Origin of the sequence: Vibrio crassostreae, from assembly GCF_024347415.1 — a bacterium.
GTDB lineage: Bacteria > Pseudomonadota > Gammaproteobacteria > Enterobacterales > Vibrionaceae > Vibrio > Vibrio crassostreae.
The window spans coordinates 1222975-1235548 of record NZ_AP025477.1 but is presented as its reverse complement, the minus strand read 5'-3'; the positions used below and the strand labels follow the sequence as shown (position 1 = coordinate 1235548).

Annotated in this window: 11 protein-coding genes; 7 read left to right on the top strand and 4 right to left on the bottom strand. The window is 45.3% G+C overall.

What is annotated here, in order from left to right:
- The first annotated feature begins 34 nt into the window (after window positions 1–34).
- The 4 genes from OC193_RS21330 to OC193_RS21315 all read left to right on the top strand — a co-directional run bounded on the left by OC193_RS21330 (window position 35) and on the right by OC193_RS21315 (window position 5209).
- The gene (locus OC193_RS21330; RefSeq protein WP_017057942.1) at window positions 35–1375 is read left to right on the top strand and encodes a TRAP transporter large permease; all 1341 of its coding nucleotides are present in this window, start codon (window positions 35–37) and stop codon (window positions 1373–1375) included.
- 11 nt (window positions 1376–1386) lie between these two features.
- Complete coding sequence (locus OC193_RS21325; protein WP_048662387.1) at window positions 1387–2307, top strand: cache domain-containing protein; 921 nt, start codon at window positions 1387–1389, stop codon at window positions 2305–2307.
- Window positions 2308–2543: 236 nt separating this feature from the next.
- On the top strand, window positions 2544–3116 hold the full coding sequence (locus OC193_RS21320) for an aldolase/citrate lyase/malate synthase family protein (RefSeq protein ID WP_017064292.1): 573 nt from the start codon (window positions 2544–2546) through the stop codon (window positions 3114–3116).
- 485 nt (window positions 3117–3601) lie between these two features.
- A complete protein-coding gene (locus tag OC193_RS21315; RefSeq protein WP_048662386.1) occupies window positions 3602–5209 on the top strand; it encodes a BCCT family transporter in 1608 nt (535 codons plus the stop codon).
- A gap of 201 nt (window positions 5210–5410) precedes the next feature.
- On the opposite strand, the gene OC193_RS21310 is transcribed toward OC193_RS21315, so the two are convergent.
- Window positions 5411–6337 (bottom strand): M14 family metallopeptidase, encoded by a 927-nt coding sequence (locus tag OC193_RS21310; protein WP_048662385.1) that lies wholly within the window; start codon window positions 6335–6337, stop codon window positions 5411–5413.
- 174 nt (window positions 6338–6511) lie between these two features.
- Between OC193_RS21310 and OC193_RS21305 the strand changes: the two genes are divergently transcribed.
- Window positions 6512–7417, top strand: coding sequence for a DUF808 domain-containing protein (locus tag OC193_RS21305; RefSeq protein WP_048662384.1), 906 nt, complete (start codon window positions 6512–6514; stop codon window positions 7415–7417).
- Window positions 7418–7555: 138 nt separating this feature from the next.
- On the opposite strand, the gene pyrC is transcribed toward OC193_RS21305, so the two are convergent.
- On the bottom strand, window positions 7556–8584 hold the full coding sequence (pyrC, locus tag OC193_RS21300) for a dihydroorotase (RefSeq protein WP_048662382.1): 1029 nt from the start codon (window positions 8582–8584) through the stop codon (window positions 7556–7558).
- A 202-nt stretch (window positions 8585–8786) separates the two neighbouring features.
- Complete coding sequence (locus OC193_RS21295) at window positions 8787–8945, bottom strand: YqaE/Pmp3 family membrane protein (RefSeq protein ID WP_004731890.1); 159 nt, start codon at window positions 8943–8945, stop codon at window positions 8787–8789.
- Between the two features lie 208 nt (window positions 8946–9153).
- On the opposite strand from OC193_RS21295, the gene OC193_RS21290 reads away from it, so the two are divergent.
- Entirely contained in the window at window positions 9154–11010 is a 1857-nt protein-coding gene (locus OC193_RS21290; RefSeq protein WP_048662380.1) for a hybrid-cluster NAD(P)-dependent oxidoreductase, read from the top strand.
- Window positions 11011–11110: 100 nt separating this feature from the next.
- Here OC193_RS21290 and nadE read toward each other — a convergent pair whose 3' ends face one another.
- Window positions 11111–11941 carry an ammonia-dependent NAD(+) synthetase gene (gene nadE / locus OC193_RS21285; RefSeq protein ID WP_048662379.1) on the bottom strand — a complete coding sequence of 277 codons (831 nt, stop codon included), beginning with the start codon at window positions 11939–11941 and terminating at the stop codon, window positions 11111–11113.
- Between the two features lie 109 nt (window positions 11942–12050).
- On the opposite strand from nadE, the gene OC193_RS21280 reads away from it, so the two are divergent.
- Window positions 12051–12572, top strand: a complete 522-nt coding sequence (locus OC193_RS21280; RefSeq protein WP_048662378.1) for a nicotinate-nicotinamide nucleotide adenylyltransferase — start codon at window positions 12051–12053, stop codon at window positions 12570–12572.
- Window positions 12573–12574: the final 2 nt, after the last annotated feature.

Here is a 12574-nt window from a genome sequence, read left to right as displayed (position 1 = left end):
TCACAGAGAATAGTCGTAATAGAGAGATGTAATAATGGAATCCTATTTAACTCTAATTTTATTTGGTGGCTTTTTAACGCTGTTAATTCTGGGCGCACCAATCACAGTATCACTGGCCGGCGCTTCGATGGCGGCCTATATGTTGCTCGACAAAAATCCCATCGCTTTAGTACAAATCGCGTTTACCTCGGTGGGTAACTTCCCGTTAATGGCCCTGCCAGCCTTTGTTCTTGCGGGCGCATTAATGGAGGCGGCGGGTATCTCCAAACGTCTGGTCGATATCGCCGAAAGCTTGGCGGGTCCCGTGACAGGCGGCCTTGGCGCGGCAACGGTAATGGCGTGTCTTTTCTTTGGTGCTATCTCGGGTTCTGGCCCTGCAACCACCGCTGCGGTAGGCATGCTAATGGTGCCTGCAATGGTCAAGCGTGACTACGATAAGAGCTACGCATCGGCCGTTACGGCTGCATCCGGAGGCTTGGGCATTATTATCCCGCCGTCTATTCCTTTGGTTATCTTTGGTATCTCGGCAATGGGCTTAATGGCGCCACCAGAAGCCATTGCTCAACACGGCCAGTTTGCTTCTTTATCGATTCCAAAACTGTTTGTTGCTGGGGTTGTACCGGGCTTCATCATGGCATCGACGCTGGTGGTAACCAACTACTTCATTGCTAAGCGCGAAGGCTATAAAGGGCTGACTGAAACGTGGTCGTTTGGCGATGTAAGGCACTACTTGCGCCGCGGTTTATGGTCGATATTAGCGCCGTTCTTAATTCTTGGCGGTATCTACAGCGGCATGTTCACACCAACAGAATCCGCAGTTGTAGCGATATTCTACTCATTGTTTGTGGGGCTTTTCATTCACCGAGAACTGTCGTTCAAAAGCGTGATGAAATCTCTGTCGACTACGACATGGATCACTGGGCGTGTGTTGTTGATCCTCTTTGCCGCTACCGTGTTTGGACGCTTGTTGATTGAACAAAAGATCCCAGTAGTGGTAGCTGAATCACTACTCAGCTTCACCGATAACATGTACATGGTGTGGGCGTTAACCATTACCTTGTTGTTGTTCATCGGCATGTTCATGGAAACCTTAGCGGCCATCATGATCATCGTGCCAGTGTTACTACCAATCATGTACATGCTAGGTGCTGATCCTACTCACGTGGGCATTGTGGTGGTGTGTACCTTATCGATAGGTTTTGCAACACCGCCACTTGGAGAGAATATCTTTGTCGCCTCGGGCATAGGGGGCTCAACGGTTGAGCAAATCACCGCGAAGATCCATCCCTTTGTACTTGCTTCTGTTGTGGGTGTTTTCGTTATCGCTTTCTTCCCACAAATTACGCTTTGGCTTCCGTCCTTAGTGGGCTATTAGGAGAGATAACCATGAATTTATCCAGAATCATCCTCATTGGCTGCGCCGTGTTTGCTGTTGTGAGTGGCATTGGTTTACGTGCCGAACATTCAAAAACCATGGAAGAAAATAAGCCAGTTAATGTGCTCGATATTTCTGAACCACACGTTGTCAGTGACGCAGAAAGAAGAGCCAAAACTCTCCTTGCTAAAGCGGTGGTCCATGTTCAAAAGGATGGCGATGAAAGCGTTAAAGACTTTATGAGTGACCCTGAATATATCGATGGTGAGCTATATGTGTTTGCTTTGGGCATCGATGGCCAATTCCTTGCCAGTGGCGGATCTTCGATGGTGCTGGTTGGTGACAGTGTGTTGGACACGCAAGACGTTTACGGCAATCCTTTTTTCCGAGAAATGATCACCAAAGCGGTACACAACGGTTTTGGTGAAGTGAAGTATCACTGGACTAATCCGACTGATCGTATGGGTGAGCCGAAAACGACTTTCTTTGAGCGTGTGGGCGATGTGATTGTCGCTGTGGGTTATTACCCAGAACGTTCGAGTGCTGCTGAGGCTAAGAATTTATTGGCGAGAGCGATGACCGCGATAGTGGAGTCAGAACAAGAGAGTTTAACGGAGTTCAATGACGCCGAAGGAAGTTTTGTAGAAGGAGACTTATATGTGTTTGTGATGGATATGAGCTCTGGGAAACTGCTGGCGCACGGGGTTTCTCCTGAGCTTGTCGGGCGTTCACACAACGAAATTCTAAGCCCTGACGATAAGCCAATTCTCACGGAGATGTTGAACCTTGCGAAAGAAAACGGCCGAGGTGTTTACACTTACCGATGGTTAAACCCGCTGTCGAGCAAAGTAGAAACCAAGCATACTTACTATCGAGTGATCGACAATAAGTTGGTTGGAGTGGGTTATTACACAAATTCAAACAACACGTAAACGTGTTTCTACTGAACCCTCAACCCAGTGAAATAAAGGGCTGGGGGCTCGAAATACCGGTTTGTGTAAAAAAGCGATTTAGTAAAATTCACAGTGTGTAATTTTTGTTGTGAAATTGTTTCAAAAATACAAGTAGTATGAAGAACATGGAAACCACACAGTAAAGAACAATTTTGAAAAGGGTCTATTGGGATGTTTGACCTAAATGAAATTTAAAGCCGTACGAGGGATAGACTATGAATATGCTGACACTAGACAAAACAGAACTTCACAGAAACCATTCAACATTTATTGCTGAAGCTGTCTTTGCCGTCGAGATGGTGAAAGCAGACAAGCAACTCGAAAAACAAAAAATGGCGAAACAGCTGCTTGATACTCTATTTCCTCTAGAGACTGGTTCACATGAAGATGTAGTGAGCTACGAGATTGATTACCGACATGTTCAGGTTTATTTCAAAAACGGTGAACACACCGGCCTGAAACGCGCTAAGCATTTTGTAGCTTACACCGGTGACAAGTCTAAGCCTTCAGCAATCCTATTCCGCGATGAAAGTGGTACACACGTTGAAGTGACAATCGGCGCTCGTAAAGGCACAGGCCGTCTGGAGTTAGTTGATATTCAAGATATCCAATTAGAGACGTGCACCACGTTTGGCCAAACTGAGGCTAGCCGTTCTTCAGGTATTCGTCACTGGGTGAGCTTAGTAAAAGGTGATGAAAGCGGCCGCCCGAATGCATCAAGTGAAGACAAAGAGTTCACGGCGAAGAATGGCGAAGACTACAACCTAGGTTTTTGCTTCGCGATCTAATGTGCTGTCTTTGAAATGTGAAGTGCTGCTCTGCTAGACGCAGCACTGACATCCTAACACTGATTTCTCTTTTACCTTTGGTAATTTCCCCGCCCCTATAGCGGGGCTTTTTTATTAGAGCTATAAATAAATTGGGTGGTTAGTAAAATTATCTGTAGAAACTTTGAATGATATTTTACGGTGCGTTATTTTAATTTAATGCGCTGTATTTAAAGGTTTTTATTTGTTTATTTTATTCTGTTTTTATTGTCTCAACTATCATGATTGACGGTGCTTTGGGTGACTATTGAGCAAAAACTCAGTCAAAATGCTTCGTGCTGTGCTATTATGCGCGTCCTGGGATTGAGCCAGTAAGTCCATTTATCACCTTGCTCGGTGGTTTTTATCACGTTTTATTTTTGTGAAATGGCGAGCTAATCAAGTAGTAGTTGGATATGGAGAGCGTCCTTATATTCGTTGATTCGGATATGCGAACATCATAATTTATGAGTTTTAAATCAAAAAAATACAGTATTGATTCTACTGACTATCAAGTTGGTCAAGATAACGTCAGTAAATGGGGCATGGATGTCCATAACACAGTCTTCGTAGCCTCAGTAGGCTTATCTCTTCTTTTTATCATCACTCTTCTTGCTCTTCCTCCTGCAGATGCCAAAGCTGCGATTGATTCTATCAAGGGTGCTGTTTTATCTAAGTTTGACTTCCTCTTTATGTGGGGAGCCAACATCATGTTAGTTTTTGCCGTTATTCTTGCATTCTCACCTTTGGGTAAAGTTCGCTTAGGTGGCGAAGACGCGACTGCGGATTATTCAATGTCATCTTGGATTGCGATGCTATTCGCAGCAGGCATGGGTATTGGACTTATTTTCTGGGGTGTTGCAGAGCCAACGGCGTTCTTCACCAACTGGTTCGGAACGCCACTCGATGCAGAACCTTTCACAGAAGCTGGCCGTGAATTGGCACTGGGTGCGACCGTATTCCACTGGGGTTTCCATGCTTGGGCTATCTATGGCATGACGGCACTTTGTCTTGCGTATTTTGTTTACAACAAAGGCTTACCGCTATCAATGCGTTCCGTGTTCTACCCAATTCTGGGTGAACGAGTATGGGGCAAAACCGGTGATGTGATCGACGTACTTACTGTACTGGTTACGTTGTTTGGTCTTGCGACCTCATTAGGCTTAGGTGGTACACAAGCAGCAAGTGGTATCAGCCACGTGTTTGGCTTGGAAAACAACATCTTCCTTCAGCAATCTATCATCGTTCTGATCATGGGCTTAGCGATCATCTCCGTTCTACGTGGTATGGACGGTGGTGTTAAGTTCCTTAGTAACTTGAACATGGTTATTGCGTTCGTATTCCTTGGTCTTATCGCTGTTCTGAACTTCACAACTGTGCTTGATTCTGTGGCGACTGCGGTAACGGGTTATGTGACAAACATCGTTGCATTGAGCCAAAGTTCAGGCCGAGAAGACACAACATGGCTACATGGTTGGACTGTGTTCTACTGGGCATGGTGGGTTGCGTATGCACCATTCTTCGGTATGTTCGTAGCGCGTATTTCTAAAGGCCGTACGGTGCGTGAATTCCTACTTTGCGTACTGATTATCCCAACATTGGTAACATCGGCTTGGATGTCTATCTTTGGTGGCGTGGCTATCGAGCAAGTGATCAGTCATGTGGGGCAACTTGGCCTCGACCAAGGCATCACAGATGTATCTCTAAGCTTGTTCTACATGCTAGACGCATACCCGTTTGGTAGCATTCTATCTGTTATCGCTGTAGCACTGATCATCGTATTCTTCGTGACTACGCTAGACTCAGGTTCTATCGTTATCGATGGCATGACGGCGGGTGGTAAGCTTGAAGTACCAGTGAAACAGAAAGTGGTTTGGGCGGTTATCTCAGGCGCTATTGCAATGGTAATGCTGTGGATTGGTGGTACTCAATCTATCCAAGCACTGCAATCGATCACGATCATTGCTGCACTGCCGTTTACGATCATTCTTCTTATTGGCTGTTTTAGCTTGTTGAAAGGTCTACTGACTGAAGTAGATAAAGGACAAGAAAACGTTAGTGAAACCGCTAAATAAAGTAATCGAGTATGGGGAGTATATAGTTCGCTAATTACTCCTTTTTCAGTGTTATTTCAAAGCTCTCTTGTACTGTGTGCAAGGGAGCTTTTTTATGCCCAAGAAGAAATCAAAGACAAGTAGAAAAGACAAAAAAAGAGCCACAAGTGAATCGTCACTTATGGCTCTTTTTAGTTTTAGGGAGCAGCTTTAGCTAATAGCTTACGCGTTCAGTTCGTGCTGAATAACGTAATCCAAAGCACCGACTACCGCTGCAACCTGAGCGTCATTACACTCTTCGTCTGTCACTTTATCGCTGTCCGGGTAAACCTCTGTGGTTGTACCGTACTTACAATCAGTCACACCGCCACATAAGCCAAGCTTCTTCATTGGGTAGTTAATTACACCATGTTGGGTAACTTCAGAACCAATGATCTTGCCGTCTGCATCTGCTGGCGCAATGTGCGTTACTTTTTCTACTGAAGCAATCACCGCCGCTTGGAACTCTGGCTGTGGATTTTCAGTATCGCCAACCGTGTAGAAGCCGTCTGGAATCATACCTTCAATGTACTCAATACCATCACGTGCTGCGAGTGCAGGTCGGAATTCTGTTTCATCAGAGTCTGTCGTCTCATGTAGGTCAACGTGAACCAATACTTCTGGCAAAGAGGCCACTAAAGCTCTTAGGTTTGCTGATTCTTCTGCTGGCGTACCGTCATAGAAAGAGCGGTTTGGATCAACAGCATTTGGGTTCCAACGGTTAATCACTTCGTAACCCCAAGGGCTTACACAAGGTGCTACTACAATGTTGAAGTGCGTTGAGTATTGTTCCGCTTGAGTTGCGGCGAATTTTATCGCGCCATGCACACCACTGGTTTCGTAACCGTGAACACCACCTGTTACAAGGATCGTCGGTTTTGATGCGTCCCAGTTTTTGCTTTTGATTGCAAAAAGCGGGAAGCGAGCTTCATCGTAGCTCAATGCACCGTATTGCTCGATATCAAAGCGGTCTGCTAATGCTTGGATTTTTGGCACGACTTCTTGCTGGTATTCACGCTTAACGGTTCTTTGAGCGAACCATGCTTGACGTTCTGCTTCTTGCCATCTTTGTCCTGGCTTACCAATTGGGTAGGAGTATTCACTTTTCATCTATACTTCTTCTTTTATGTTCGTGAAAGATGAGGACAGACTAGTCCTGTCTAGCTGATCCGGCAATAGAAAACACAACTTGTGACTCTATTTTTTACAGACTCATAACTTTGACGAGTGAATTGATGGTGTTACATTTTATCAATTGTTTAATCCCTTAAAAGAGACCATAAAATGGCTGGAGCAAGTTTATTAACGCTACTGGATGACATTGCAACCGTATTGGATGATGTCGCACTGATGTCTAAGGTCGCAGCGAAAAAAACCGCTGGTGTGTTGGGGGATGATTTAGCGCTGAATGCCCAGCAGGTATCCGGTGTTTCTGCTGAGCGAGAAATCCCAGTGGTATGGGCGGTTGCCAAAGGCTCATTTAAAAACAAGCTGATTTTGGTGCCCGCGGCATTATTGATCAGTGCCTTTATTCCTTGGCTGATCATGCCTTTGCTTTTGATTGGTGGTCTGTTTCTTTGTTTTGAGGGCGCAGAGAAAATCTTAGAGAAGCTCTTTCCTCATGCTCATCATGATGATGAAAAGGGGGAAGATACGAGTACTGGTGAATCCATAGAGGAATACGAGAAGAGAAAGGTCGCTGGCGCGATTCGTACCGACTTTATCTTATCGGCGGAAATCATCGTGATAGCACTGGGTACTGTGACGGGTACAAGTATCCTTACTCAGATTCTTGTCGTGAGTTTGATTGCGGTAGTGATGACGATTGGTGTTTATGGCTTAGTGGCAGGGATCGTTAAGTTGGACGATTTAGGCTTCTATCTGCAGCGAACATCGAATGGAAGTACCATTAAAACTCAATTGGGTAACGGGCTAGTCGCGTTTGCGCCCAAGTTAATGAAGACGCTTGCTGTGGTCGGTACTGCAGCGATGTTCTTGGTTGGCGGTGGCATTGTGGTGCACAACGTTCCTGCGATTCATCACTTAATTGAGCCGATTATTATGGATTTTCGTGGACATACGATAGCGACAGCGGTGGTTCCAACTCTGTTGAATGGTGTTATTGGTGTCTTAACTGGACTGAGCGTTGTTGCTGTTTGGACTGTGATTGGAAAAATTCGCGGTAAGTAGGGCTTGAACAACGTCTTAGTTAAAGCGTTCCTTTCATACAAAATAAAAAAAGGGTCACCCATAAGCGGGTGACCCTTTTTAGTTGAAGTGAAGTATTTACGAAGTATCTACATCGTATTTACTTTGCCTTCCAAGTTCTTATTTTACTGACCAAGCGATCGTCTCGCCGCCACGGATTGGCACAACGATGTCTGAACCGAAAGGCATCGTTTCAGCAACGTTCCACTCTTCTTTAACAAGAGTGATGGTGTCCGTGTTACGTGGAATACCGTAGAAGTCAGGGCCGTTGTGGCTTGCAAACGCTTCTAGGTTCTCAATCTTACCTTCTAAGTCGAACACTTCTGCGTACAGTTCAACGGCAGCGTGCGCTGTATAAGAACCCGCACAGCCACATGCTGACTCTTTTGCACCTTTTGCGTGTGGTGCCGAGTCTGTACCCAAGAAGAACTTCTTGCTGCCGCTTGTAGCAGCTTCGATAAGTGCTAATTGGTGAGTGTTGCGCTTCAGGATAGGAAGGCAGTAGAAGTGTGGCTTAATGCCGCCAACCAACATGTGGTTGCGGTTGTAAAGCAGGTGGTGAGCGGTGATGGTTGCCGCTACGTTGTCGTTCGCGTTCTTCACGAAGTTTGCAGCATCAGCAGTTGTGATGTGCTCTAGAACAATCTTCAGGTTAGGGAAGTCGTTCACAATCGGCGCTAGCACGGTGTCTAGGAATTGCTTCTCACGGTCAAAGATATCAACATCGTGAGTGGTTACTTCACCATGAACCAGTAGCAACATATCCACTTCTTGCATGGCTTCTAACACATGGTAAATCTTTTGAGCCGAAGTTACGCCTGAATCCGAGTTAGTCGTCGCGCCTGCTGGGTAAAGCTTTGCAGCGACTACTGTACCAGACTCTTTCGCTTTGCGAATTTCGTCAGGTGTTGTGTTGTCTGTCAGGTAAAGTGCCATTAGAGGCTGGAACTGCTCGCTTGGCTGCTCTGCCATGATGCGTTCACGGTAAGCAAGAGCCATTTCGGTATCGGTTACCGGTGGGATGGTATTTGGCATGATTAACGCTCGACCATTGTAGCGGCTGATATCGCGCACTGTATCTTTTAATACTTCGCCATCGCGTAGATGAACGTGCCAGTCGTCAGGACGAGTAATCGTAAGTTGTGTCATTGAAGGCTCCCACCATTTGAAGTGTTATGTAGTTGGAGCCTAAACTCGGCGAAATCTGTGAAAGCAATCGCTTACGTTTAGGCGACAGGATGATAGTGGAAAAGCACTTTCATTTCATCCTATTTTTAACTCTTCAGGGTTAGGAGCTTGTTTTTCTTCGTATTTAATTCGGTATTAATTCTCGGAGGTGGTCGGAGACGGGTTAACGAGTCGCCACCCAGAGTCCGTGGATCATTCCGGGCACCCAGAAGAAGAAAGTCAGAATGATGTTAATTAAAAGGTCTTTACCTGCACCACGAGCGAAGAACACGCCAACAGGCGGAAGTAGTACACATAAGATGATAATGACGAGTTTGTTCATGATAAATCCTTTTTATTCAATGAAAGTTCAATGCGGTAATTGTGTTCAAAGTATAGAACGTGTTACTGCATTGCTGCCTTAATGTATCAAGGTAGAAAGCTAAACATCTCAAGATACTAGCTTAGTATCAAGTGTTTAGTAGCTGCCAGTTTATCTATTTATAACCATTTGTTAGCATTGGGACAAACAACAAAACATTGGAATCGTTATGTCGCAGTCACCTCTAGATCGAAAGGCTTCAGAGCAAGCTCCTTCCTTATCTCAAATCAATGTGTTTCCGGTTAAATCAGTGGGCGGCATTGCGCTTTCTTCTGCTTGGGTCGAAAAACAAGGTCTAATTTTTGACAGACGTTTCATGCTGGCATTGGCTGACGGCTCAATGGTTACGGCGCGTAAATATCCGAAAATGGTCAAAGTGTCTTCCAGCTTGCTGCCAGATGGTTTGATCTTTACTTATGAAGATAAAGAGCCACTGCGTCTGAAATATGCAAACTTCAAGATGCAAGAAGCGCCAGCAACGGTGTGGAAAGACAGCTTCACGGCATACACGACATGTGATGAAGCCGATGATTGGTTCAGTGACGTGTTGGGTGTTCGTGTTGAGTTACTGTTCTCTGGCGAACAATCGAATCGTGTTCGTGAAAAGTTGGGCCATAACGTGAGTTTTGCCGACGGTTACCCGATGTTGATCATCAGCCAAGCATCACTTGATGAGCTGAATCGCCGCAGCCCTGAAGTCCATTCGATGGATCAGTTCCGTACCAATTTTGTTGTATCCAATACAGAAGCCTTTGCTGAAGATGGTTGGAAGCGTATCCGTATCGGCGAGGTTGAATTCGAAGCGGTGAAACCTTGTGAGCGTTGTATTCTAACGACGGTGGATGTTGAACGTGGCGAGTTTAGAGCAACAAAAGAGCCGCTGAATACCTTCTCGACTTTCAGAGCGAATGAGCGTGGTGGCGTATTCTTTGGTCAAAACCTAGTGGCGAAAAATGAAGGTTTAATCAAAGCCGGTGATGTGGTTGAGGTGCTCGAAACCAAAGAGAAAGAGCATTATGAAGACACATGGGTGGAGTCGCTGCACTTAACCTGTGTTGAACGTGAAGAGATCGCTCGCGACTTTACAACGTTTTGGCTAGAACCAGCGAAAGAGAACCACTCACTACCAAGTTACCAGCCTGGGCAGCATCTACCGATTGAGATGGTGATTGATGGCGAGAAGGTTTCTCGTCGTTACACGTTATCTTCTAGCCCATCACGCGCAGGCCGTTTGGCGATTTCTGTAAAGCGAGTGGACGATGGTCAAATTTCAAACTGGCTCAATGACCATTTCCAAGTAGGTGACACTCTTGTTGCTCAAAACCCAGACGGTGCTTTTTATCTAGAACAAAATCCAACGCACCCTTTACTACTTTTATCTGCAGGTAGCGGCATCACGCCAATGCTGTCGATGCTTCGTTACTTAGCAGACCATGATCAAATTGATGATGTGGTGTTCTATCACCAATGCAGCAGTGAAGAAGATATCCCTTATCAAGCAGAGATTGATAAGATCGCTCACGAACATTCTGGGTTGCGCGTGATTTATTCGTTAAGCCAGCCAACGAAAGAGTGGGATGGTTTGTCTGGTCGTTTAAGCGTGTCTCATGTGGCTAAAATTGATGAGTTACACAAGCGCCAAGCGTTCGTGTGTGGCCCTGATGGCTTTATGGATAATGCAAAGAAACTACTGATTCAAATGGGGCTTAACCCTCAGCATTATCATCAAGAAGCATTTGGTGTCGCTCAGGCTACTGAAGAAGCCGTGAAGCAATTACAACTGAGTGTTAACGGCTATCTTTTCGAAGGTAACAACCAGTCAACCTTACTAGAGCAAGCCGAGTCGGCGGGTGTGTCTATTGCATCAAGCTGCCGTGCAGGTTTCTGTGGTGCTTGTAAAGTGACCCTTGAGTCAGGGCAAGTTCATCAACCGGATGTACCAGCGCTGCAAGAACATGAACGCAACATGGGACAGATACTGGCGTGTTGCAGTGTGCCTCAAACCGATATCGAAGTTGTTGATTAACGACGCGTTCGGTCAAAAGGAAAAGCACTAAATAGAAAAGGCCAGAAGTTCGTGAATGAGCTTCCGGCCTTTTTGATTCTGAGACTAATTCAAAAACTAATTAATCGTAGATCGTTGGGATTGGTTGGCGCTTGTGCTGTGTTGCTTTGTAGATGCTTACTAAGCGGTCTGACACATCTTGAGGGACTTCTTTACCTTCAAGGAAATCATCGATTTGGTCGTAAGAAAGGTTCAATGCTGCTTCGTCGGCTTTCTGTGGATCAAGTTCTTCTAGGTCGGCAGTAGGAACTTTCTTAACCAATAGCTCTGGCGCACCTAGCGTTGCTGCAAGTTCTCGAACTTGACGCTTATTCAGGCCAAACAAAGGCGCTAAATCACAGGCACCGTCACCGTGTTTGGTGTAGAAGCCAGTAATGTTTTCTGCTGAGTGATCAGTACCAATCACAAGACCACCAACGTAACCTGCGATTTCGTATTGTGCGATCATACGAGCTCGAGCTTTTACGTTACCTTTTACAAAGTCGATCTTCGCAGAGTCTGTTGGTAGTAAGCCTGTACCTTCAAGCGCAACGTGAGATGCAGCGTGAAGCCCATCAACACCCGCTTTGATGTTTACAGAAACAGATTGAGAAGGCTGAATGAAAGACAGCGCAAGTTGCGCTTCGTCTTCATCTTTTTGTTCACCGTAAGGTAGGCGAACTGCGATGAATTGGTAGTCGTTGCTACCAGCAGTTTCATTAAGGCTATCAACGGCCATTTGTGCCAAGCGGCCACAGGTCGTTGAGTCTACACCGCCACTGATACCAAGGATCAGGGACTTGCAGCCAGACTGTTGAAGTTTCGTTTTGATAAAGTCCACACGACGAGTCACTTCGAAGTGAGGGTCAATTGAAGGTAGTACGCGCATTTCGTCACGAATTAACTGTTCCATTCGTATTCCTTTCCTGCAAGCAAATTAAAAATCTAGTGTTATCATACCTAAATCATTCGATTTAAAAACCTCTTTGCACAAGCTTAGAAAGAGAAGGCAGTAATTAATAATGGAAAAAATAGCCATTTTCGGTAGTGCGTTTAATCCGCCGAGCTTAGGGCATAAAAGTGTGATTGATTCACTGGCTCATTTCGACAAGATTCTTCTGGTTCCAAGTATTGCCCATGCTTGGGGAAAAGAGATGCTAGACTTTGATACGAGATGTCAGTTAGTTAACGCATTTATTAGTGATCTTTCACTGGATCAAGTGGAGCTTTCTTTGATCGAAAAGAGCCTATTTACCCCAGGTGAAAGCGTCACGACTTTTGCAGTGCTCAGTGAACTTCAAAAGTTACATCGTGACGCTGAACTGACGTTTGTGATTGGCCCAGATAACTTCTTTAAGTTCTCATCTTTCTATAAATCAGATGAGATTACCGAGCAGTGGTCTGTAATGGCTTGCCCTGAAAAAGTCAAAATTCGTAGTACAGACATTCGTAATGCGTTGATAAGTGGAAGCGATGTATCAAAACTGAGCACTAAGTCAGTTACAAAGATGTTGCAAGATAGTGGTCTGTATACAATAATGTAGAT

Bases quoted from the DNA above. Each gene is read 5' to 3' on its own strand.
- OC193_RS21325 (WP_048662387.1), top strand. From the start codon at position 1,387: ATGAATTTATCCAGAATCATCCTCATTGGCTGCGCCGTGTTTGCTGTT.
- OC193_RS21315 (WP_048662386.1), top strand. From the start codon at position 3,602: ATGAGTTTTAAATCAAAAAAATACAGTATTGATTCTACTGACTATCAA.
- OC193_RS21330 (WP_017057942.1), top strand. From the start codon at position 35: ATGGAATCCTATTTAACTCTAATTTTATTTGGTGGCTTTTTAACGCTG.
- nadE (WP_048662379.1), bottom strand. From the start codon at position 11,941: ATGGAACAGTTAATTCGTGACGAAATGCGCGTACTACCTTCAATTGAC.
- OC193_RS21290 (WP_048662380.1), top strand. From the start codon at position 9,154: ATGTCGCAGTCACCTCTAGATCGAAAGGCTTCAGAGCAAGCTCCTTCC.
- OC193_RS21310 (WP_048662385.1), bottom strand. From the start codon at position 6,337: ATGAAAAGTGAATACTCCTACCCAATTGGTAAGCCAGGACAAAGATGG.
- OC193_RS21305 (WP_048662384.1), top strand. From the start codon at position 6,512: ATGGCTGGAGCAAGTTTATTAACGCTACTGGATGACATTGCAACCGTA.
- OC193_RS21320 (WP_017064292.1), top strand. From the start codon at position 2,544: ATGAATATGCTGACACTAGACAAAACAGAACTTCACAGAAACCATTCA.
- OC193_RS21295 (WP_004731890.1), bottom strand. From the start codon at position 8,945: ATGAACAAACTCGTCATTATCATCTTATGTGTACTACTTCCGCCTGTT.
- OC193_RS21280 (WP_048662378.1), top strand. From the start codon at position 12,051: ATGGAAAAAATAGCCATTTTCGGTAGTGCGTTTAATCCGCCGAGCTTA.
- pyrC (WP_048662382.1), bottom strand. From the start codon at position 8,584: ATGACACAACTTACGATTACTCGTCCTGACGACTGGCACGTTCATCTA.